Source organism: Flavobacterium frigidimaris (assembly GCF_002217275.1).
Lineage (GTDB): Bacteria > Bacteroidota > Bacteroidia > Flavobacteriales > Flavobacteriaceae > Flavobacterium > Flavobacterium aquidurense.
Genome location: NZ_MUGV01000006.1, coordinates 68,584 through 90,532, shown reverse-complemented (window position 1 = coordinate 90,532; position 21,949 = coordinate 68,584). Strand labels below are relative to the sequence as shown.

21 protein-coding genes are annotated in these 21,949 nt (G+C 32.1%); 2 read left to right on the top strand and 19 right to left on the bottom strand.

Annotated features, from left to right (window positions below):
- Positions 1–26: 26 nt before the first annotated feature.
- From B0A65_RS02845 to B0A65_RS02800, 10 genes are all read right to left on the bottom strand, one after another.
- Positions 27–1,655, bottom strand: coding sequence for an LVIVD repeat-containing protein (locus tag B0A65_RS02845; RefSeq protein WP_074661576.1), 1,629 nt, complete (start codon positions 1,653–1,655; stop codon positions 27–29).
- A 219-nt stretch (positions 1,656–1,874) separates the two neighbouring features.
- Positions 1,875–2,381 carry a hypothetical protein gene (locus tag B0A65_RS02840; protein ID WP_074661573.1) on the bottom strand — a complete coding sequence of 169 codons (507 nt, stop codon included), beginning with the start codon at positions 2,379–2,381 and terminating at the stop codon, positions 1,875–1,877.
- Between the two features lie 193 nt (positions 2,382–2,574).
- Positions 2,575–4,407: a hypothetical protein gene (locus B0A65_RS02835; RefSeq protein WP_074661570.1), complete on the bottom strand. Its 1,833-nt coding sequence runs from the start codon at positions 4,405–4,407 to the stop codon at positions 2,575–2,577.
- 71 nt (positions 4,408–4,478) lie between these two features.
- Entirely contained in the window at positions 4,479–5,594 is a 1,116-nt protein-coding gene (locus B0A65_RS02830) for an AI-2E family transporter (RefSeq protein WP_074661568.1), read from the bottom strand.
- A gap of 116 nt (positions 5,595–5,710) precedes the next feature.
- Positions 5,711–6,241: a mechanosensitive ion channel family protein gene (locus B0A65_RS02825; protein ID WP_074661565.1), complete on the bottom strand. Its 531-nt coding sequence runs from the start codon at positions 6,239–6,241 to the stop codon at positions 5,711–5,713.
- A gap of 9 nt (positions 6,242–6,250) precedes the next feature.
- Positions 6,251–6,835, bottom strand: coding sequence for a Maf-like protein (locus tag B0A65_RS02820; RefSeq protein WP_074661563.1), 585 nt, complete (start codon positions 6,833–6,835; stop codon positions 6,251–6,253).
- Positions 6,828–7,754: a geranylgeranylglycerol-phosphate geranylgeranyltransferase gene (locus tag B0A65_RS02815; RefSeq protein WP_074661560.1), complete on the bottom strand. Its 927-nt coding sequence runs from the start codon at positions 7,752–7,754 to the stop codon at positions 6,828–6,830. The genes B0A65_RS02820 and B0A65_RS02815 overlap by 8 nt, the downstream gene beginning before the upstream one ends.
- A gap of 86 nt (positions 7,755–7,840) precedes the next feature.
- Positions 7,841–8,368 (bottom strand): KdsC family phosphatase, encoded by a 528-nt coding sequence (locus tag B0A65_RS02810; protein WP_074661558.1) that lies wholly within the window; start codon positions 8,366–8,368, stop codon positions 7,841–7,843.
- A complete protein-coding gene (locus B0A65_RS02805; protein WP_074661555.1) occupies positions 8,352–9,113 on the bottom strand; it encodes a Rossmann-like and DUF2520 domain-containing protein in 762 nt (253 codons plus the stop codon). Before B0A65_RS02805 ends, B0A65_RS02810 begins: the two co-directional genes overlap by 17 nt.
- Before the next feature lie 155 nt (positions 9,114–9,268).
- Complete coding sequence (locus B0A65_RS02800) at positions 9,269–10,957, bottom strand: glycoside hydrolase family 28 protein (RefSeq protein ID WP_074661553.1); 1,689 nt, start codon at positions 10,955–10,957, stop codon at positions 9,269–9,271.
- Between the two features lie 299 nt (positions 10,958–11,256).
- Here B0A65_RS02800 and ccsA point away from each other — a divergent pair, with 299 nt between their 5' ends.
- Positions 11,257–14,469 carry a cytochrome c biogenesis protein CcsA gene (ccsA, locus tag B0A65_RS02795; RefSeq protein ID WP_074661550.1) on the top strand — a complete coding sequence of 1,071 codons (3,213 nt, stop codon included), beginning with the start codon at positions 11,257–11,259 and terminating at the stop codon, positions 14,467–14,469.
- Between the two features lie 221 nt (positions 14,470–14,690).
- Here the strand turns inward: ccsA and B0A65_RS02790 are convergent, their stop codons facing one another.
- The 7 genes from B0A65_RS02790 to B0A65_RS02760 all read right to left on the bottom strand — a co-directional run bounded on the left by B0A65_RS02790 (position 14,691) and on the right by B0A65_RS02760 (position 18,810).
- Positions 14,691–15,320 (bottom strand): arsenate-mycothiol transferase ArsC, encoded by a 630-nt coding sequence (locus tag B0A65_RS02790; protein WP_074661746.1) that lies wholly within the window; start codon positions 15,318–15,320, stop codon positions 14,691–14,693.
- A gap of 14 nt (positions 15,321–15,334) precedes the next feature.
- Positions 15,335–15,808 carry a DUF6428 family protein gene (locus B0A65_RS02785; RefSeq protein WP_074661548.1) on the bottom strand — a complete coding sequence of 158 codons (474 nt, stop codon included), beginning with the start codon at positions 15,806–15,808 and terminating at the stop codon, positions 15,335–15,337.
- 18 nt (positions 15,809–15,826) lie between these two features.
- A complete protein-coding gene (locus tag B0A65_RS02780) occupies positions 15,827–16,159 on the bottom strand; it encodes an ArsR/SmtB family transcription factor (protein ID WP_074661545.1) in 333 nt (110 codons plus the stop codon).
- A gap of 91 nt (positions 16,160–16,250) precedes the next feature.
- Positions 16,251–16,985 carry a DUF3667 domain-containing protein gene (locus B0A65_RS02775; RefSeq protein WP_074661543.1) on the bottom strand — a complete coding sequence of 245 codons (735 nt, stop codon included), beginning with the start codon at positions 16,983–16,985 and terminating at the stop codon, positions 16,251–16,253.
- Between the two features lie 26 nt (positions 16,986–17,011).
- Positions 17,012–17,398 (bottom strand): DoxX family protein, encoded by a 387-nt coding sequence (locus tag B0A65_RS02770; protein WP_074661540.1) that lies wholly within the window; start codon positions 17,396–17,398, stop codon positions 17,012–17,014.
- Positions 17,399–17,491: 93 nt separating this feature from the next.
- Positions 17,492–18,280 (bottom strand): anti-sigma factor, encoded by a 789-nt coding sequence (locus B0A65_RS02765; protein WP_074661537.1) that lies wholly within the window; start codon positions 18,278–18,280, stop codon positions 17,492–17,494.
- Positions 18,280–18,810 (bottom strand): RNA polymerase sigma factor, encoded by a 531-nt coding sequence (locus B0A65_RS02760; protein WP_072970683.1) that lies wholly within the window; start codon positions 18,808–18,810, stop codon positions 18,280–18,282. The genes B0A65_RS02765 and B0A65_RS02760 overlap by 1 nt, the downstream gene beginning before the upstream one ends.
- Before the next feature lie 921 nt (positions 18,811–19,731).
- On the opposite strand from B0A65_RS02760, the gene B0A65_RS02755 reads away from it, so the two are divergent.
- Positions 19,732–20,316, top strand: a complete 585-nt coding sequence (locus B0A65_RS02755) for a glutathione peroxidase (protein WP_074661535.1) — start codon at positions 19,732–19,734, stop codon at positions 20,314–20,316.
- An 84-nt stretch (positions 20,317–20,400) separates the two neighbouring features.
- Here B0A65_RS02755 and pip read toward each other — a convergent pair whose 3' ends face one another.
- Both pip and B0A65_RS02745 read right to left on the bottom strand, forming a co-directional pair.
- Entirely contained in the window at positions 20,401–21,318 is a 918-nt protein-coding gene (gene pip, locus B0A65_RS02750; RefSeq protein WP_207556403.1) for a prolyl aminopeptidase, read from the bottom strand.
- A gap of 129 nt (positions 21,319–21,447) precedes the next feature.
- Complete coding sequence (locus B0A65_RS02745) at positions 21,448–21,945, bottom strand: GNAT family N-acetyltransferase (protein WP_074661741.1); 498 nt, start codon at positions 21,943–21,945, stop codon at positions 21,448–21,450.
- Positions 21,946–21,949 lie beyond the last annotated feature (4 nt).

Genomic DNA, 21,949 nt, shown 5'->3' with positions numbered 1-21,949 from the left:
TGTGGTATTTCTTAGGATTACAGAAATTATTTCAATTTGTTTTCTGTGTCTTTATAATTTCCAGTAATGGTTACACCACTGTTTTTTGTTACTTTTCCGTAAATGGTAATAGAAGAGTCGTTTCCGATAAAGTTAATTTTAGCACCGCTATTTAATCTTAAATCTCCCCAAATCACGACAGAACCTTCAATTTGCAATGTCGCATTACTATTGATAATTAATTCTGTTGGGTTTTGTTGTTGGTATTTACCTTGTGCTAAAGTTCCTCTCATATTAAAAGTTCCTCCGCTGTTTAAAATTAGCGTGTTTTGAACTGATATAGAACCACAATGTGTTAATACTCCACCAGAATTCACAATTACAGAATTAATAGCTGTTGAGCCTGAAAATGATTTTACTTCATTTGAATTCAAAATCAAATCCTGACCTTGATTATAAGTTCCGTAATTAGAACAATTTGCAAATGTAGCGTTTGGTTTTTCCATTTTTATGATTTTCAAACCACCTTTTCCGCTGGCAACATAAATATAATCACCACTAGATTTTACATAATTTGACGAACCTGTAATTCCCACAGTTCCAACTAAACTAAGTTGTGAACCTGATTTGTAAACATTTAATCCAGCAGCACCATTTGCTACAAAAGCATAACCATCATTTACAGATACTGCATTGGTTACATTTTCTTCACCAGCCGTTGTTATACTTAAAGTTTGTAGTTTAGAACCACTGTTGATATCGTATACACCTAAACCATTATATCCTTCAGAAACTAATAATTTTGTACCATCAAAATCCATTGTTCTTTTTGCAGCGCTAACATCTGTAGATGTTGTAAAGCTTTTTTGCAAAGCTAAGCTTGATTCGTTGTAAATATTTACACCTTTAGTTCCGCTTAAAGTAACAATTTTGTCACCACTTACGGCTACAGAACGCAAATCTGCCAACGCAACTTTTCCTGCAATAGCTTTAGATGAACTATTAATTTTAAACAAGCTTCCTGCATCTCCGGTTACAGCAAAATAAGATGATGAATTTGCAGCAACATCAGTTGTAACTTTACCTTCAAGGTTATTAATAGTATATTTATCAGTAAGCAAACCTGAACTCAACTGCATATTGATTACAATTGATGGACTTGTTAAAGTAGCATTCTTGTCAATATCTGTTGCTCCGGCAATAATTAAATTTCCGTTAGAATAAGTAAGCGAAGTAATATCAGTATTAGCAATTAATGCTGATGTTATTAATTTAGGTTTATAAGGATCTGAAACATCGATCACATCAATTGCACCAGAATAAGCATCACCGCTCATTGTATAAGCTACATAAGCATAGTTTCCGTTTACAGCTACGTGATTTGCTTGTAAAGTTCTTCCGTTACTGTCTGTTGGTGGATTTACTTCGGCAATTTGTACTAATGGAAGATCAGTAGTTGACTGACTGCTTTTTAATAATTTTGATGTTGAAGTATTTGTAATTGTAATAACTCCAGAATTTGTGTAATCTAATCTTTTATTCAAAGATGTAATATCACTGTTGATTTCGATATTATTTTCTTTTGCCTGGTTATCATTAGTTTTGTCATCATTGCTATCACAGAATGTGAAAAGTGACATAGCTAAAAACGAAAATAAATAAACGCTCTTTTTCATAATTTCAATTTTGGTTTCAAATATTGTGCAAAGATACGCCATAATTATAGTATAATAAGCTAATTATTAGGAATACTTTAACTTAACAACTTGTATTTCATGTATTTATATGTAATGTTTAATAAATTAACATTTTAACAAAATACTATGCATGCATAAAAAAAGAGTATCAAATTTTTGATACTCTTTTGTGTTGAAAAATAGCTATTTAGCAATTTGTTATCTTCGTCCATGTCCGTGATTATCATGCTTATCATGTTTATCATGATGATCATCGCGATCGTGTTTATCATAATGTTTGTAATCTCTGTGATAATCATGACGGTCATTATATCCATAAACCGGTCTTGGTCTGTAAGGTCTTTGAGGCGCACCATGATATCCTTTGTAGTAAGTTACTCTATGACGATCAAAATACGTGTAAGGTGTTCTTCCATGGTAATCATTTAAAACTACTTTATAACCTCCATATAAATCATAATTTCTATATTGTCTTGGTAAGTAAGTTGCTCTAACCCATCTTCCTCCACCAAAATAAATAAATTGTGATGCTCTAACATCATAGTAAGCTTCAATGTCTGGTAAGTAATAGAATTCTGTTTCTGTGTATCCTGCAGGACCCCAAGCTGGAGGTGTTCCTATATTAACATTAATAGATACTTGGGCTTGCGTGGCATTTGCAACCAAAAGGAATAATCCGGCGATTGCTATTTTTATTGTTTTCATTTTTTTAAAGTTTTAATGTTACTCTTGTTTAGTAATATTCATATACTGTGCCAAAAATGAAAACGAAATGTATTTGGTCGGATAAAATACACACTTTAACGATTTTTAATTCGCTAAGTATTATTTAAGTATTTGATTTTTAAATTGTTTTGAAAAGTTTGAAAAATGAAATAAAATTTAAAATATTTTATCTCTATTTATAATCGACAACTCTTGGTTTTCCAAGTTCAAAATTCTGTAAGCCATAATCTGTTGTTTCAAACGTATTGGTTTTGAAAACATTGTCTCCGTCATTAGGGATAGTAGGGTAGTATGACAGTGACAATTGAAAAGAACTGAAAACTAAATAGTCATTACTGATTACTAAACCAAGAGTGAATTTAGAATACGCTTTATTTCGTCCCATTGCATTATTTGGACTTCCTAAAACAGCAATCGAATAGTTAAAAAACGGATTCATACGAAATCCCCAAAGCGCATTAGGAGAATAAGTTTGAGTTTGGAGCGACAAAACCATTTTATCTGTACCATATATGGCACTGTCGAATCCTGCTAAACCATTTTGCTCGTTTATATTCAATTGATCACCTACAATATCTTCGCGATTTACCCCAATAACAATTCTTGGGTTAACAAATTGTCGTAGTTTCCATTTTCCGATACTATAGAGTTTTGTAAAATAATTACTTTCAATTGCAAAGGCTGTTTCATAAGTTTTAGACTGATGAAAAAAAGTGCCTGCTTCAAAATTAGTACTAAAAAATCCCCATCTATAATAGTTTCCAAAAGAAAATTGTCCACCTATGTAAGGTCGCCACATTGTATTTTTATATTGATAGCCGAGTGTAATCCCATAAATTCGACCAATGGGAACGTCTTCTGTTTGTCCATTTCTAAAAATGTAACTGTCTTTGATAAATTTTCTGGTGTTAAGTCCTATTCCGGATAGTATTAACTTTTCGTCCGAATAAAAGTGTGTCGGATCGTATAGATCGGAGGGACTTTCGCTAAAATTCACATTTAAAAAACGTGCTGATACAATTAGATTTGTTATGCCGCCATTTTCGGTTTCAAATACCTTCGTTGCGTGTCCTGCCCAAAAATCCTGAAAATTGTACTTGAAAGGCTGATATTCATAAGTCATATCTGGAGCCTGCAAAGTATCTTTCCTGAAGATCTGTCCCACATATACTCCTCCTGCCCATTTTGTTAATGGAGAATAAAACAAACGTTCAATATTTATGGTCTTTTTATAATTATTGTCAAGATCCATATCATAATGAAGGGTTGTTCCGATATAAGTGTTTTTAATATTCGGAACCGTATAGGTTACATCATTACCGTTTCGTCCGTCGTCGAAACGATTTGTAAAACGATATTCTAATTGTTGGCCTGACCCAAAAAAATCTTTTTCTTTAAATCCAACTGAAACCTGGTTGCTGGAGATTGAAAATCTCGGAATTGTACTCCATGAATCTAAAACCCTAATGGTAACATCAACAGAATCAGAAGCTACACCAACTAATTCATGTGTAACCCTAACTGCAGTGACATACTTTTGAGCACGAATTAAACGCTCCGATTCCTGCACTTTATAACTGTCGTAAGCTGAATTCTTTTTAAATAACAATAAGTTTGTAATCGCAATTCTTTTCGTCTTTAAATGCAGCCGGTTTCCTGTTCTTTCTCCCCAGTTTTTGGGTACCTGAGTCGTATCGGTAAGTGAATGCCCAAAAGGATCTAAAGTAATAATGTTTATTTTTCTAATGATTTTACCGTTATAGTCAGCTGAATCATGTGGAATAATTAAATCTTCTTTCTTTCGGGGTTTTTTACTTCTGAAAAGTAATTTATGAAGTGTTTGCGTAAATTTATTTTTCTTAGAGTAATTTCTAATCTTAGTATAAATTTCAGTACTGTCTTTTTTACCTTTACTGTCTTCTTTTTTAGAATCTACCTGTGCTTGTGCAATTTGCATACAGAAGCATAATGAGATAAAAAATACTATTTTTTTAATTAGAGACATTCAGGTAGTTTTTTTGCTATATAATGGATGATTTTTGTATGAATATAAGTAAAATAAGAGAGATACGATTATTATGGGTTTACTTTTACTTCAATTTTAGGTTTTCTAACCCGCCAGGTAAATTTTCGAGGCATATGGTTGCCCATCAAATAACCCCAAGGTTCTAAGGACTCAATTCGCTCAAAAATAATTTTCAAAATAGCCAATAACGGAATTGCTAAAAACATACCCGAAATTCCTGCTGCTGCACCTCCAACAATGATTCCCATAATCGATACAAAGGCATTGATCTCAACTTTCGAGTTAATAATAAGTGGCACAAGCAAATTATTATCAATTAACTGAACCACAACGTTAACGAGCAAAATGCTCAAAATTATCGACATTTCCGGAGTTCCGGTTAAAGAAGCTAAAAGGGTTATAACGCCAGCAATTGCAATCCCGATATAAGGTATCAAATTTAAGATTCCGGTTATTAATCCTAACAGAATAAAATACTTAACACCAACAATCCAAAGGCCTAAACCTGTTAGAACTGAGACGACAACCATTTCTAATAACAAACTAACAATGTAATTGTTTATTGAAAGTCTTATTTGCGACAAAATATCTTTTAAGGCAGCATGGTCTTCTTTATTAACTAATTTTGCCAGAAAAAGAATAAAATGGTCTTTATATAGTAAAAACAAAAAGGTGTAAATTGGAATTATAGTACAATCTATAAGTAAATCAGTAATAGATAAAATAGCCGAACCAACCGTAACGGCACCTCCATTTTTTACTGAATCTTTTGTTACCGTGTCAATATATTTTTTTTGCTCTCCAATGCTTATGTGAAAATTCTCTTTTACAAATTTATGCACTTCTGTGATGAAGTAATTTGTATTCTTTTTTATGGCATCAAAATCGTTTGCAATATCCTTAACCTGATAAGAGATGAAAACTAATATGCCCACAATAAATGCAGCGAATATAAGCACACAAATTATCGCAGCAAGATGCCGGGGAAATTTAAATCTTACATTTAATAAAGTAAAAATAGGGAGTAATAAAACAGCAAATAAAAAAGCCATTAAAACAGGGGTAATGATATCTTTTCCTAGGCAGAATATAGCAGCAAAACAAATTAAACTTACAAGTATAAGGGAAAGTTTAGCATAAAATGGCAATTGTATTGAACGAATCATTTTGGTAGAAAAATTAGGTTTAATAATCTGAACAGATCAAAACAAAATTCTTTATTTTTTCAAAAAAAAACGTTCTACGTTTCTATGTTAACGTTACAAAATTCCCATTCTGTTTTTTAATCAAAAAACTCTTTGTCTTCGTATTTTATTGGCATTATTGAGATTCCTTTTTGAAGTAGCAAATTATTCGGAAAAATAATTCGTTCGCCTTCTTTAGTCTTTAAATTAATGTGGAAAGCGCTGATATCTTCAATTTCAGCTTCTATTGGAAAATCTTTATCGTGAATTTTAATCGTATCGCCAATTCTGAAAGGAAAGGAGAAGAACAAAATCATTCCTGAAGTTATATTACTCAAAATAGACCATTGCGCAAACATGGCAACACCAATTACCGTAGCGATTGATGAAACAGTAATAAAAATATCTTTTGTGTCAACACCCCAAATTACGATTAAGCTTATAGTGACCAAAATATTCATTAAAATGTGAATGTATTTGATTACCAAATTTGTTCTGTGTTCTAACAATTGACTGCTGCTGGCGTAACGACGAATCAGTTTGGCAATAATCATCCTTAAAGCCACTAAGGCCACAAGAAGTATTATTGTTGTTAAGATTTCCTGACTATATTCTTTAAAAGAAAACATATTTAATTTTTACACTAAAGTACTCAAATATTCGTAAACTTTGGCTGTCGGTAGTCCCATAACATTAGTATAAGAACCTTCTACTTTTGCAACTGCCATAAAACCAAACCATTCCTGAATACCATATGCACCCGCTTTATCATAAGGTTTGTAGTTTTCTATGTAATATAAAATAGCTTCGTCTGATAAATCATTGAAAGTTACTTTTGTACTATCATGTAAAAGGGTAGAAGCAGTATTTGTTTTAAAACAGACAGATGTAATTACTTCATGAGTAGTATTTGACATCGATTTGATCATTTGAAAAGCTTCTTCTGCACTTTTTGGTTTCCCTAAAGCTTTATTTTGATGCCAAACAATGGTATCGCTGGTAACCAATATTTCATTTTCTTTGAGCTCTCCTTCAAAGGCACTGGCTTTTAATTCGGCTAAAAAATCAGTTATTTCAACTGCTTTTAGTTCCGGCGGATAAATTTCTTCTATATCTTTAAGTCTGATTTCAAAATCCAGATCCAAATCTTTGAAAAATTGCTGTCTGCGAGGTGAACCCGAAGCCAGAATTAGGGTATATTTTTTTAATTTTTCTTTAAGCATTGTACTTAATATTTATGGTGATTACCAGAATTGAGAGAATTCCGAAAAGTAAAATCAATTTTAAAACCATACTTAAATGGTGAAATTCTTTTTGAGATTTGGAACCAAATATTTTTACAATAAAATATAAAAGTGGCGCCAGTACAAAAGCAAAGGCATATAGTGTAACGATTAAAAGATCGTTTTCCATGAAATATTTGTTGATATAAAGCAGCGATAAAATAAATGGAATAATTGCAAATCCTAATGCAATTTTTGCAGCTCTACTTATTCCTATTGCAATTGGCAACGTATTCATTCCTTGGTTATAATCTCCATTTACATCTTCTATATCTTTAACTATTTCACGAATAAAATTAATCATGAAAGCAAACAAAGCATAATCAATTAATATTGAAAACAAACTAGCCATTTGCGCCTGATTGTCTGCATTCGTTGCAGGAAAAATGTCAAAAACACCAATGATAATAACACTCAATGCTAATAATAAAGCTACTACGAAATTCCCAACAAGCATGATTTGTTTTAGGGTTGTAGAATAGAAATAGAGCAAAGAAGCAATCAGAATGAAAATTGTAGCAAAACCAGGTCTCATTATTACATTTGACAAATAAAATCCAATAGCAACGCCAGTAATATTTAATCCGAAGTAAATATTATAAGCTCTGGTTTCAGAAATTCCTTTTCCGATAATAACATCATTAGGTTTATTGATACTATCTGAGGCAACATCAAAAATATTATTGATTACATATCCTGCTGCGGCCAATAAAACGGTACTCAAAACTAATAATCCGTATTGCCAGTCAGTCAAAGCCAAAGGAATATCTTGCTGCTTTAAAAACGAGTAACGAAATAAAAGCTGCATAAAAGCAAGCATCAATAAATTTTGGTATCGAATAAGTTTGAGGTATTTCATATTTAAGGTTCTGAGGGGCTAAGTTGCTAAGATTCTTAGGTTTTTACTAAATTGTGATTGACAATGAAACTAATTTATAATTATTTTTAATCGTGTTTCCCATTAAAATATTCCATCCATTTTCCCTGCACTTTCATTACTTGTTCAATTACATCTCTTGCAGCGCCTCTGCCTCCTTTAACGTGTGAAATGTAGCGGCTAATATTTTTGATCTCAGGGCTTGCATCTTGCGGACAAGTTGGTAATCCAACTAATTTCATAACATGAAAATCCGGAATATCATCTCCCATATACAATACCTGTTCTGGTTTGATACTATTAATATTGGTATATTCTTTAAAGGTTTCAACTTTGTCAGGTGTTCCTAAATGAATGTCGGTAATTCCTAAATTTTGTAGTCTAATGCGAACGCCTTCATTGCTTCCGCCAGAAATAATGCAAACATTATAGCCACTTTCTACAGCTGCTTTCATGGCGTAACCATCACGAATATTCATTGTGCGAAGAATTTCTCCTTCATTGGTTACAAAAACGGAACTGTCTGTAAGTACGCCATCAACATCAAAAACAAACGTTGTGATGTCATTCATTATTTCTTTATAACTTTTTGCCATTATGCTGTATAGATTGTGTTAGTATTTTATAAATATTCTTTTGATTTTCATTGTTTAGATACTCCAAATGTGCTTCAATTGTACTAGAATCATTGCGTTTCGCAGGTCCGGTTTGTGCATCAATTGGATCTAAAGTTTTAATTTTTTCAGCCGTTTCCTGAATTAGTGGTTTTAAAATTTCAAATGAAACCTGATTGGCATCACAAATTTCCTGACCTATCTGATAAAGATGATTCGTAAAATTATTCACAAAAACTGCCGCTACATGCAATGCTTTTCGTTGTTCTGAATTTATTGGAAAAACGGCATTTGAAATGCTTTTGGCGACCGTATCTAAAATACGAAAATCAAAGGTGTTTTCGGCTTCTAAACATATCGGAATTACAGAAAAATCAATATCCTTATTTTTGGAAAAAGTCTGCAGCGGATAAAAAACACCTCTGCGGTTTTTATTATCCAAAGTATTAAGTGAAGCAGTACCTGAAGTATGCACTACAAGTTGGTTGTTAAAAGGTAAATTTTGTGAAACTTCGGCAATGCCGTTATCTGAAACAGCAATAATGTACAGATCAGCTTCTTTTAAATCTTCAAAATCATTTACAATTTTATCGTAATCAATAAGAGAGCTCAAAGTTTCTTTTTTCCTCGAAAATACCTGTACAATTTCGACGGCTTCACTTTTAGAGAAAGCCTTTATTAAATGCTGCGCAACATTTCCGGAACCAATTAACGTTATTCGAATCATATGGCAAAATTAACATTATTTTTTTTAAAGTGGATTGCTTTTAGACGGTTTGTCTTACGTTTAAAAACCTGTTTATTAATTTAGGTTTTATACAAAAAGAAAACCCGTTACTTAACTATTTATAAGTAACGGGTTTATTCTGAATTTTAGTGTAATTAAAGTTTTACGGCTCCTTTTGAAACGGCTTCGCTAATAGTTGTTTTTTTAGCATACTCTGTTTTTTTAGAAGAAATCAATTCTATTTTTTCACTCGCAGCACCATCAATTGTAACGGCTTTTGGCGAAGTAGAGTTAAATTCAACATCTTTTAACGTCATATTTTTTCCGTTATAGATTTCAAATATCGTTGGACTTTTAATATCTAATTTTGCATTCATAATTTTAATTCCGTTCGCATCAATTATAGAAAAACCTTTTTCAGCGGTAATAATCAAATTAGACAGCTCAATATTTTGAAGATTCATTTCAGGTAAACCTTGTAAAAACACAGCTTGTTGGGCACCTTTAATAGTAATATTTTTTATGGAGATGTTTTTAAACTGCGGTGTTTCTTCATTTACCGGAACTACCTGAGTTTTAATTTTCGTATCTCCTTCGGCCAATGTTTCTTCGATAGATTTTCCTCCATAATAAAGGTTGAAAGAAATTGCCTGAGATGGAATATCAGTCATGAAAATATCCGAAATAAAGATGTTTTCAACAACTCCGCCACGACCTCTGTTACTTTTAAAACGAAGTCCAACGTCAGTTCCCATAAAAGTACAGTTCGAAACGTGCAGGTTTTTTACGCCACCGGACATTTCACTTCCAACAGTTACACCGCCGTGACCGTGATATACAATATTATTTTTCACAATAATATTTTCGCATGGAATGCCTCTTTCACGACCATCTTTATCTTTTCCAGATTTGATGCAAATGGCATCATCACCAACATCAAAACTAGAATTTTCGACCAGTACATTTTTGCAGGATTCAACGTCAAGGCCATCTCCGTTCTGAGAATACCAAGGATTTCTGACCGTAACATTACGAACAATTAAATCTTCTACCATCAAAGGATGGATATTCCAGGCTGGTGAATTTTGAAAAACAGGTCCGTCAAAAAGAACTCTTTTGCTATTTTGAATGCTCACCATTACCGGACGAAGAAAGTCATGAATGGCTTCAAATTCTTCTTTGGTTTTTAAATCCAGACGTACATTTTGATCTGCACCAACAGAAGCTTTCATAAAAGTTTCAGAGGGATACCAGCTTTCTTTTTTGTCATTTAAAACACCACCTGAAGCGACAAATTTTTTCCATTGACTTTCAGTTAGTTTGCTTTTTTTAACTTGTCTCCAAACTTCTCCGGAACCATCCCAGACACCATTTCCCGTAAAGGCAATATTTTCAAGGTTTTTACCATAAATAGGAGAGATGCAACGCCACGTATTTAATCCTTCAAAACTGGTTTGAATAAGCGGATATAAACTCTTGTCCGTTGAAAATTTTATTAGGGCGCCAGTTTCGGCATGCAATTCTATATTACTTTTTAAAATAATTGGGCCAGTCAGCCAGATTCCTGGTGGGATAATGATTTTTCCACCACCTTTTTTTGAAACGGCATCAATGGCATCGACGAAAGCCTTAGTATTTAAGGTATACCCGCCATTTATAGCTCCAAAATCTTTTATGTTTACTGTATTATTTGGAATTTTTGGTTCCTGAATTTTTGCCATTTTAAATTCAATGTTTTCGTAAGAATCATAAGGTTTTGAATTTTGGGCAGTTACATTCATTGACCAGTTTGACAGCAAAACGGTCAGGGCAATAAAGAGGAAGTTAATTGGTTTTGTTTTCATGCTTTTAATTATATGAAGGTTGGTTGTTAGTAGCTAATTCTTATAAATGAGTTTGTTTTTTAGTAATATCAAAAAAATAACTAGCATAAAAAACAAATACATAATGTAATCGATTACACAAATCTAATAAAAAATATTTAGTATCAAAGAAATTATTAAACTGTATTTACATTATGATTGTTAATGAAATTTAAATATCAAAGTATTCTTTTTTGGTTTTTATTAACAAAAGGCAAATATTGAAACTCAACATTTTTAAGTACTTTTGTGGCACTTTTATACAATGTAATTCCTCAGAAATGAATAAAAAAATATTCTCTTTTTTGTTTTCTACACGATTAATGGCCGTTCTTTTTTTAACATTTGCAATCGCAATGGGTGTTGGAACTTTTATCGAAAGTAAGTACAATACTGATACTGCCAGAATTTTAATTTACAATACATGGTGGTTCGAGGCTATAATGGTCTTTTTCCTAATCAACTTCTTCGGAAACATCAAACGTTACCAATTACTAAAAAAGGAAAAATGGGCAACATTATTACTACATATTGCCTTTATTTTTATTCTTTTAGGAGCTTTTATTACGCGCTATATTAGTTATGAAGGTATGATGCCCATTCGTGAAGGCGCTGCAGAAAATCAAATTTATTCAGACAAAACCTTCCTTACTGTCTTTGCAGACGGAGAATATAAAGGAGAAATGAAACGCAGGGTTTTTGAGAAAAGTCTTTTATTTTCACCTGTTACTAATAATGATTTTACGCTTTCAGGAAAATTTGATGAAACTCCTTTTGAAGTTTCGTACGTAAACTATATAATGGGAGCTAAAGAAACCGTGAAACCAGATCCTAAAGGAACTTTATATATTAAATTGGTTGAAGCCGGAGCAGGCGGACGTGAAGAACATTACTTAAAAGAAGGTGAAGTTCAGAATATTCACAATGTTTTATTTGCTTTGAATAAGCATACTGATGGTGCAATCAATATCACTACAACGGGAGAAAAATATACGATTCAAACACCTTTTGAAGGAGAATTTATGCGAATGGCAGATAAATTGAAGGGAACTGTTACAAAAGATAATGTACAGCCTTTAATGATGCGTTCTTTATACAGCATTGGCGATATCCGAATTGTTTTTCCTGATCCTGCGGTTAGAGGGGTTATTGACTATGAATCAAATAATGATTTTAAAGCAAAATCACATCACGATGCTTTAATTGTAACTGTAAAAGCAGACGGAGAAGAAAAACAAGTACGCCTTTTAGGTTCTAAAGGTTCAGTAGGAGAGCCACAAACCGTTAAAATTGGAAAAGTTGAATATAGTTTATTCTACGGAAGTAAAGCTTATGTTTTACCGTTTAAGGTAAAATTAAATGATTTTATTGCTACCAAATATCCGGGAACAGAAAAAAGTTATTCTTCTTTTGAAAGTAAAGTTACTGTTCAGGATTCTGCTGAAACTTTTGATGCCAGAATTTATATGAATCACGTTTTAGATTATAAAGGTTACCGTTTTTTCCAATCTTCATTTGATCCGGATGAAAAAGGAACAGTACTTTCGGTAAACCACGATTTCTGGGGAACTTCAATTACGTATTTAGGATATTTTATGTTATTTTTTGGATTGATGGCCATTATGTTTACCAAAGGTTCTCGTTTTACAGATTTAAAAAGAAAATTAGAGAAAGTAAAAGAGAAAAAAGAAAAACTGATTACTATTTTGGTTTTAATGATCAGTTTGAGTGGTTTTGCACAAGCACCACACGTTCACACTCCTGGTCATGATCACAATCATACTGCAGATCCAAACGATCATGCTAATCATGTTACCGCACCACCAAGTCAAAAGCAACTAGATTCATTATTGTCAATTTACAAAGCTCCGGAAGAGCATGCAGCCAAATTTGGCCGTTTGATTATTCAGGATGCCGGAGGTAGAATGAAACCAATAAATACGTTTTCATCTGAATTGTTGAGAAAGGTAAGTCAAAGCGATACTTATAACGGAATGAATTCTGATCAGGTATTTTTGTCTATGACACAATATGCCCAGGTTTGGATACAAGTTCCGATCATTTATCTTAATACAAAAGATGATAGTATTCGTAAAATTATTGGTATTGAAAAAGGGATGAAATTAGCACCTTTTGTAAAGTTCTTTGATGAAAACGGAAATTATAAACTTGCACCTTATTTAGATGCTGCTTATAAAGCAGGAAATCCAAATAGTTTTGAGAAAGACTTTATCGAAGCAGATAAAAAAGTAAACTTGATGGAATCGGCATTAAGCGGAAGTATTTTGAAAATTTTCCCGATTCCAAACGACCCAAATAACAAATGGATTTCTTATTTAGAGATTGAACACGCTGGTTTAAAAGGAATGGATGCCACTTATGTGAAGCAAATTCTGCCTTTGTATTTCAGTGCACTAAATAATGGATCAATTTCAAAAGATTTTAAAACTGCCGATCAATTAGTAGAAAGCATCAACGGTTTTCAGAAGAAATTCGGAAGTAAAGTACGTCCAAGTGAACAAAAAATTGATCTTGAAATTGCGTATAACAAATACAATATTTTACCAAAAATGTTCTATTGGTATTCGCTTGCAGGAATCTTTATGTTGATTTTTACACTTTTTAGTATCTTTTTTGATAAAAAGTGGTTGCGTATCACCGTAAATGGTTTTCATATATTAATAGGAATCATATTTGCGTTTCATACTGTAGCTTTAATTGGACGTTGGTACATTTCAGGTCACGCACCTTGGAGTAACGCTTATGAGGCAATTGTATATGTGGCGTGGTCGACAATGTTCTTTGGATTGGCTTTCGATCGCAAATCAAAACTTACAGTAGCATCTGCAGCATTTGTGACGGCAATGATTTTCATGGCATCAAACGCAAACTGGATTGATCCTGAAATTGCAAATTTACAACCTGTTTTGAATTCGTATTGGTTAATGATTCACGTGGCCGTTATTGTGGCAAGTTACGGACCTACCGCACTTGGAATGATTTTAGGTTTTGTGTCCCTGATATTGATTTTCTTCACTAATGAGAAAAACAAAGCCAAAATGGAATTAAACATCAAAGAAATAACCTATATCAACGAAATGTCAATTACAATTGGTTTGATCATGCTGACTATTGGTAATTTCTTAGGAGGACAATGGGCTAACGAAAGCTGGGGACGTTACTGGGGATGGGATCCAAAAGAAACCTGGGCTTTAATCTCGATTATGATTTATGCGTTTGTAATTCACGCACGTTTTGTACCATCTTTGAGAGGAAAATGGTTTTTTAACCTAATGACGATGTATGCTTTTGTTTCAATTTTGTTTACCTATTATGGAGTAAATTTTCACTTAGTTGGATTACACTCCTACGCTAGTGGAGAAGCGCATTCATTAAGCTGGGTTTATTATTCATTGGGAACAATTACTTTAATTGGAATTGTTACTTATCCAAAATACCGTAAATATTACAAAACTAAAAAAGTCAAAAAATAGATAATTATTTCGGAGTAATTATTAATTCATAAAAAAGGTTCAACGCAATGTTGAACCTTTTTTTATGAATTATTTTTAGGCAAACTTATTTTTGTTTAATGAAAAAATAGGTTTTGAATGTTTAAGAGAAATATTTTTTTCTAAACCAAAAAGCAACATTTACTAAAGCAATTAAAGCTGGAACCTCCACTGCGACTGGCTTACAATGATTTAGGGGCATATCATTTTTTTATTTCAGAAAAAACATAAAACATTTCAGTTCCAATTTGCAAGCTTCGTTCCTGATATTTTTCAGTTTGTTGGGGTGAATTATCAAAAGCTTTTGGATCTTCAAAAGTAATTGGAATACGTTTTTCTGCTCCCGCAATAAAAGGACAGCCGTCATCAGCTTGTGAGCAAGTCATAATGGCGGCAAAACCGCTTTCCGGATTGAAAACTGCATCATATGTTTTTGAAAATCCGATAACCGGAGATTGTGTTGCTGCAAATTTGATAGCATAAACAGGATTATTTCCTTCAGAAAGTATTTCAATATGAAACCCTGATTTTTTCAGGGTTTCTGCAACTTTTGGAAATAGAGCAGTAGCTTCTGTTCCGCCGGAATAACAAAAAACATTTTTCACGTCAAAATAATAAGCTGCTGTTTGTGCCCAAATCTGAGATAAATGACTGCGTCTTGAATTGTGAGTGCAAATAAAATTTAATCTAATTTCGAGATTATCATTTGCTTTCGACTGGATAAAATCAATCAAAGGTTGTAATGTTTCTTTTCTTTCTGTTGTAATCTGTCCAAAATCAAATAAAGAAACGATTTCATTTAATTCAGGAAATAAGGTGCTTGAATTTGACATTTTTATAGAATCAATTAGCAACATCCGGCACCAGGTGTGCAAGAATTAGCAGTAGCGGCGTTTAATTGCGTAAGTTTAAATTTTGATTTTTCTGATGGAATTCCACATTGCTCCTGTGCCAGGCAAGCAGTATTTTTATTGATTAATTCAAAATTTTTTCCATTGAAATCCAAATCATATTTACCAATAGTAGTATCCTGATATTCCACTTCAATTTCAAAATCTTCTATGCCCAGAACTTTTTCAGAAAGTTCGATGATATGAATTAATTTTTGTGGTTTTAAACGGTGTTCAAAATCATTAGCATCCCAAAGCTGGAAATTCACAACGGTTTCTTTTCGAACTGTTCCGCCGCAATCAATAAAGTTTTTAGTAATTAAACCGACTTCGGTCACATGAAAATGTTCCGGAACAAAGCTTCCGTTTGGTAATTGAAAATTTACTGTTTCAACAGTAGTAAGTAATTTTTTAATTTCTGAAAGTTTCATAATAATTTGATTTAATAATTAACAACATTCTTTTTTATTTTTCTCAATATGAAGCGTGATAATTTGAAAGAAACCTTTTATTTTTTCAAAACCAGTTTCATTTATACAGTAACAAATCGCGTTTCCGTCAATGTTACCTTTGATTAAGCCGGCATTTTTAAGTTCTTTTAGGTGTTGTGAAACTGTAGGCTGCGAAAGAGGCAATTCGTTTACAATATCACCACAAATGCAGGTATTTACTTTTAACAGATATTCTATAATAGCAATTCGCGCCGGGTGACCTAATGCTTTTGTCAGAATAGCTAATTCGTTTTGTTGATCCGTAAAATGATCAGATTTACTTGCTCCCATTGTTTTATATTTATATTGCAATATTACGATATTGATAGAAATAAAAAAAGAAAATAATATTTTATTTTCTTTTTTTATTCTTACTCAAAATCTATTTCGGAAGTTTTCCCATAATTGCAAGTGCTGTAATCAAGATAATTAAAAAACAAATCCAAAAAATAATATGACTTAATATGGTCAAAAAGAAGGCTTTTGTTTTTGACATTTTATTAAAAAACTGAACATTGGTCCAAAAGATTAATAGGAGGCCAATTATATAAGTTATCGTTGTAAACTTCTCCCCATGATGTGTACTATTTAAATACAATAAGATCGGAAATGTCAAAATTTGCACAAAAAGTCTTTGTGAAGCTTTAAAGGTATTCAGAACAAAAAATTCAAAAAAATTGTAACCTTGTTTTCTAAATGCTATATAAGTTCCAATGGTATAAATAGGAATAGTTGCAATAGTTGTCCATGCAAAGTGATTGGCAGTCCATTCGCCAAAATCATGTAAGTCTACACCTGAATCAGTATCCTTTGGAAATAAATCAATATGGTAATAATGAAATAGAAAACCATAAAAAGCCCCAAGAACTGCAACTAATGATAAAGGTTTAAAATGTTTGACACGTTTTCCTTCAATGAATTCTCTGATGGTATGTCCTGGTCTTGTAAATAGCTGTTTTAAAGAATATGGAATTCCTGCATCAAAATGTAACAACCCATGTTGAATATCATGCCACAAAAAATGTGCATTAATTTTATGTGTATCAGCAGGCTGCCCACAGTTATTGCAATAATGACCAGTGAAAACCTGATGACAGTTTTTGCAGTTTATTTCCATTCTGTTTCTATTTTTTTTAATTCGGATTATTTGATCGTATTTTTATTCCAGCCATTTGGGAACATAATTGCCAATAGTACTACAATTAGTAAAAAGTTATATTCCATACCATTTCTTCCTCCACCAACAACAAACCAGCCTTCTTTAAAATGAACTGTAATAATCCCCATAATCAACACAAAGATGGTTACAAATCCGGCCAGTTTTATAAATTTATTCAGAATTAAAAGCACTGCTGCTACAACATGTGATAATTTAATTGACCAGGCCAGAAATACGCCAAAAGGAGCGAAGCCTATCTGATTCAAAAATAAATTTCCGAAATCATTTATTCCATTATTAAACATTCCAAAAACGGAATGGGTTAAAAGTATTATGGCAACAGCAATTCTTAATAATAAAGTTCCGTTCATGATTTATTTTTGTTTGTTAGTGGAATTAAAAATAATAAAAAAACGCACATTAAATAAATTAATATGCGTTTTGAATTTTGCCAGGCTACGTTTTTAAACTTTTCCTAAAGTATATAATTGTGTCATTGTTGGTGTTAAGCTTCCTCCGGCTGGTTCAAGCGTAATTCCAAAGGCTTCAGCTTCGTTGGTGCGATCTACAGCAAAGATTTTATTTGAGTTTCCTTCAAAGTCGCTCAATAAACCAATGCTCGTTGGCGTAAGCACCGGACTTAATTTTAAAGCCCAAACCTGGTAAACCATTCCTTTTGGTGGTTTTGGCAAACCTGCAGCATCAATATAAGTAGTTTTAGTGTCTTTGTTCCAATATACTTTTGCAAATGATGTTGGTGAAACTGTTTGACCACCAAGAGTTACTCCGGTATTTTTAATATCTCTAACGATGGTTAAATTTTTCTCGGTTTCTTTATTTTGTTGATCTAAGTAAGCAAAATCTCTTTCAATTTTATTTTTTTCATTACCAACAGTTGCAATTGCATCTTTGGTTTTTGTTAGTTCTAAAGTTTGGTATCCAAGTCCTAAAAGTAATAAAACTGCAGCAGCCCAGCCCACATATTGTGACCATTTAGAAGTTGGCTTCATTTCGACTACTTTACCATGTTTCAGTTCTAAACGTGCTTTGATTTTCTCGAAATTGGCTACCGAATGGAAAGGAGAGAAGCTCGATGATAAAGCTACAATAGCCTTTTCTATCGCAATAATTTCCTGATCCATTTCCGGATTTTTTTTAGCCATTTCAGCTATTTCTATATTTTCAGTTTCGGTTAACAAACCATAAACGTATAGTTCTAGAATTCCTGAGTCAATATATTCTTGTGCTTCCATTATATTTTTAAATAATTACGTAAATCGTTAATACAGTTTCTGTTTTGCGTTTTGATAGTTCCCAATGGCATTGCCAATTCTTCTGAAGCTTCTTGTTGGGTATATCCTTTAAAAAATAATAAATCAATTATTTCTATACATTTTGGTTTCAGTTTTTTGACGAATTCCTGAATTCCAATAGTATCAATTCTATTCACTAATTTATTACTGTCGTCTAACAGATGTACGAAATTATCTGAGGGAAGGTTTTTTTGACTGTTATTAAAATCTTTAGATCTTAACTTGTCGATAGAGGTATTACGAGCGATATTAAGGATCCACGTATAAAATCGGCCTTTGCTTTCATTATATGAATCGATGTTTTTCCAGATTTTGACAAAAACTTCCTGCAAAACATCTTCAGCTTCTTCTCTGTTACGTATTAAAACATTAATTACCGAAAACAAACTTTTCGAATACATATCATACAAGTGGGTAAAAGCTCTTTCGTCTTTCTTGTAGATCAAAACTAATAATTCTTCTTGACTCATAGATTTAAGGTTTTTTAAGTTTAAACAAAATTTATTAAACAATATTGTAATACCTGAGATAAAGATAATTGATTTTTTTTTGAAAAACGCATTTTTTTTAACAGTCAAATCCCTAGTAAAATAAGGGGTTTTAAAAAAAATAGTATTTTTTTTCATTTTTTTTAAACCAAAAACAATCCAATTACGTAAATGCTATTATAACATGAAAATTACTGCCTGATAAAATAGCAATTTTTATAAAAAGCTCTTTTTGTTGCGCTATAATGAGCATGTTAAGAATAAAACAGTAATAGTTATTTTAACATTTGTTTAAAGAATTTTTTAGGTTTAAAAACGATAAAAAATAGAAAGCTATGAAAAATCTGAATAAATTAAAAATTTTAATTGTAGGTCTGACTACGGTTTTGGCGTTATCAAATTTTAATAGCCATAATCCCCGAAAAGGAATTGTCAGGCTTTATAATTCGGTCTTAAATGGTTCAGTTTGTCAAAGTGATTTTATTCAAATAAATACATAAGATTCAATAGTTGATGTCCTCGGACTTCCAACCCGAAAATTATTTGCAGACTGTATTTTCCAGATTAAAACGAATTAGAATTTTCCTTATACATGCCACTAGAAAAGATCAGCTGGGGAATATGAATTAGAGTTTTAAAATAATTTTCAATATAACCGGGAGGCATCAACTATAATAAAATATAAAGTAACTATAAAATAAGATTCAGGATAGCACCAACTTTTATTTTATAACATAAATAGGACAATATTAATTCATGGTTTGATTTGTTTGTATGGGGAGAAGCCTAACGTCTGATTAACGTTAGGCTTCGTTTTTTTATTTAACTTATGTTTAATAAAAATAAAGCAATCAAATTCTTTCCGTAAAATAGATTTTAACTAATTTTATAAAAAATTAAACGATGAACAAAATAGCATTTTTAGTTTGTAGTGCAGTCTTTTTAATGGCAGCACAACTTCAGGCTCAAACAAGTATCAATAAATCTAAAACAGAAAAAGTTATGGGAAAACAAACCATCTATCAATTTAAAGTGGAAGATTTATCAGGAAATACTTTTGATTTTGCTTCTTTAAAAGGAAAAAAAGTCATGATTGTAAACACCGCATCAAAATGCGGATTAACGCCTCAATATAAAGATCTTGAAGCTGTTTACAAAGAGTATAAAGACAAGGGGTTTGTAATTGTAGGTTTCCCGGCAAATAACTTTGCTTCTCAGGAACCAGGTACAAATGAAGAAATTCAAACGTTTTGTCAACAAAATTATGGTGTAACTTTTCCAATGATGGACAAAGTATCTGTAAAAGGTGACGATATGTGCGAGGTTTATAAATTCTTAACGCAAAAATCTAAAAACGGTTTACAGGATTCTGAAGTGGAGTGGAATTTTCAAAAATACCTAATCAACGAAAAAGGAGAGTTAGTAAAAGTGATCAAACCAAAAACACTAGTTACAGAACCAGAAGTAATCAATTGGATTAAAAGTTAATTCAAAATGATCTAAACCAAAAAATCCACAAACTTGAATGTAAATTCAGGTTTGTGGATTTTTTTTATTTACGATTAATCAGTTTCAACCTTTCAAAACCTCAATAATTCTTTTTTCAATAGCCGGTTCTGAATCTGAATGTCCGGCATCTTCAATATACAAAACAGTTCTTTTAAGTTTATGATGGAATGTTTCAGCATATTCAACCGGACAAATTGAATCCTGTTGTCCATGAATGATGGTTACCGGAATATCATCGAGAACATACGTATTATTTAGAATGTAGTTTTCTTCAATAAAACATTTATTACTTAAATAATACGCTTCCATAATCGCTAAGGATTCAAACGGAAATTCTTCAATAATAGCTTTGATCTCCTTTTCCGTGATTCCTTTTTTAAAAATAGATATTTCGTAAAATACCCATTCATAACAATAAAAAAACCTGTTTTCTACGGTTCCATTCAGCATTTGATCCAAATAATATTCAGATATACTTACAGCTGAATCTATTGGAACATTGTGCTTAAATCTGCTCCATTCCTTCGGGAATTCATTTTCAACTCCACCATTTAGATAATGATTTATCGATTTTTTGTCACCTAAAAAAACACCTCGTAATAAAAGGCTTTTTACTCTTTCGGGATTCTGAATCGCAAACACAAGACTTAGTGTTGTTCCCCATGAACCACCAAATACATTGATTTTATGGATGTTTAAATGTTTTAAAAGAACATTAATGTCATTAACAAGATCTTGAGTAGTATTTTCTTTTATACAGCCAAAAGGTTTGCTTTTTGAAGATCCTCTTTGGTCAAAAAAGATAACTTTATGTTTCTTAAAATCAAAAAAACGCTTGTCTTGCTCTGAAAATCCTGCACCAGGACCACCATGCACAAATAAATAAGGTTCGCCATCGACAGCACCGCAAACTTCATAATAGATATCATGAATTTCACTAACTTTAAGATACCCGCTCTCTAATAAGGAATTTATCTCCAATATTTTTTTTGATTGAATTTTATTTTTGAAACATCTATACAAAGTTCATAAAGTGTTTATTGATAAAGCTTTGTGAACATTGCGTTTTCTCATTTTAAGCTAAGGTAAAAATCCTTGCGCCCCTTGCGGTTAAGTTAATATCAGCTGCATGAAAACCAAATCAAGCCAATGATCAAATTTGTATCCCACTTCGCGAATTGTTCCTGTTACTACAAAACCAAATTTTTCATGAAAAGCAATACTTCCCGCATTATCAGCATCAATAGCGCCAATCATTACATGATATCCTTGTTCTTTCGCCAGACGAATTAATTCGGTTAATAGTTGAGATCCAATTCCTTTTCCAATTACATTATCTACCACATAAACGGAATGCTCAACTGTGTATTGGTAACCGATTTTTTCACGGAATTGTCCATAACTTCCAAACCCAACTACTTCGCCATCTAAATCAGCCACAACAATAGGAAGATTTTTTGCAGTTTTATCTTCAAACCATTTTGTTTGCACTTCAAGTGTTTGAATATCATAGCTATAATTGGCTGTAGTATGCAAAATCGAATAGTTTACAATGTCAAGGATTTTTCCTAAATCATTTTTTACGGCAGGTCTAAGAGTAAGGCTCATGGTT

What these genes read in the sequence shown, in the direction of transcription:
- ccsA (WP_074661550.1), top strand. Translation starts at nt 11,257, where the DNA reads ATGAATAAAAAAATATTCTCTTTTTTGTTTTCTACACGATTAATGGCC.
- B0A65_RS02830 (WP_074661568.1), bottom strand. Translation starts at nt 5,594, where the DNA reads ATGATTCGTTCAATACAATTGCCATTTTATGCTAAACTTTCCCTTATA.
- B0A65_RS02765 (WP_074661537.1), bottom strand. Translation starts at nt 18,280, where the DNA reads ATGGAAGCACAAGAATATATTGACTCAGGAATTCTAGAACTATACGTT.
- B0A65_RS02835 (WP_074661570.1), bottom strand. Translation starts at nt 4,407, where the DNA reads ATGTCTCTAATTAAAAAAATAGTATTTTTTATCTCATTATGCTTCTGT.
- B0A65_RS02845 (WP_074661576.1), bottom strand. Translation starts at nt 1,655, where the DNA reads ATGAAAAAGAGCGTTTATTTATTTTCGTTTTTAGCTATGTCACTTTTC.
- B0A65_RS02775 (WP_074661543.1), bottom strand. Translation starts at nt 16,985, where the DNA reads ATGGAAATAAACTGCAAAAACTGTCATCAGGTTTTCACTGGTCATTAT.
- B0A65_RS02790 (WP_074661746.1), bottom strand. Translation starts at nt 15,320, where the DNA reads ATGTCAAATTCAAGCACCTTATTTCCTGAATTAAATGAAATCGTTTCT.
- B0A65_RS02770 (WP_074661540.1), bottom strand. Translation starts at nt 17,398, where the DNA reads ATGAACGGAACTTTATTATTAAGAATTGCTGTTGCCATAATACTTTTA.
- B0A65_RS02745 (WP_074661741.1), bottom strand. Translation starts at nt 21,945, where the DNA reads ATGAGCCTTACTCTTAGACCTGCCGTAAAAAATGATTTAGGAAAAATC.
- B0A65_RS02810 (WP_074661558.1), bottom strand. Translation starts at nt 8,368, where the DNA reads ATGGCAAAAAGTTATAAAGAAATAATGAATGACATCACAACGTTTGTT.
- B0A65_RS02760 (WP_072970683.1), bottom strand. Translation starts at nt 18,810, where the DNA reads ATGAGTCAAGAAGAATTATTAGTTTTGATCTACAAGAAAGACGAAAGA.
- B0A65_RS02820 (WP_074661563.1), bottom strand. Translation starts at nt 6,835, where the DNA reads ATGCTTAAAGAAAAATTAAAAAAATATACCCTAATTCTGGCTTCGGGT.
- B0A65_RS02840 (WP_074661573.1), bottom strand. Translation starts at nt 2,381, where the DNA reads ATGAAAACAATAAAAATAGCAATCGCCGGATTATTCCTTTTGGTTGCA.
- B0A65_RS02755 (WP_074661535.1), top strand. Translation starts at nt 19,732, where the DNA reads ATGAACAAAATAGCATTTTTAGTTTGTAGTGCAGTCTTTTTAATGGCA.
- B0A65_RS02805 (WP_074661555.1), bottom strand. Translation starts at nt 9,113, where the DNA reads ATGATTCGAATAACGTTAATTGGTTCCGGAAATGTTGCGCAGCATTTA.
- B0A65_RS02800 (WP_074661553.1), bottom strand. Translation starts at nt 10,957, where the DNA reads ATGAAAACAAAACCAATTAACTTCCTCTTTATTGCCCTGACCGTTTTG.
- B0A65_RS02780 (WP_074661545.1), bottom strand. Translation starts at nt 16,159, where the DNA reads ATGGGAGCAAGTAAATCTGATCATTTTACGGATCAACAAAACGAATTA.
- B0A65_RS02785 (WP_074661548.1), bottom strand. Translation starts at nt 15,808, where the DNA reads ATGAAACTTTCAGAAATTAAAAAATTACTTACTACTGTTGAAACAGTA.
- B0A65_RS02815 (WP_074661560.1), bottom strand. Translation starts at nt 7,754, where the DNA reads ATGAAATACCTCAAACTTATTCGATACCAAAATTTATTGATGCTTGCT.
- B0A65_RS02825 (WP_074661565.1), bottom strand. Translation starts at nt 6,241, where the DNA reads ATGTTTTCTTTTAAAGAATATAGTCAGGAAATCTTAACAACAATAATA.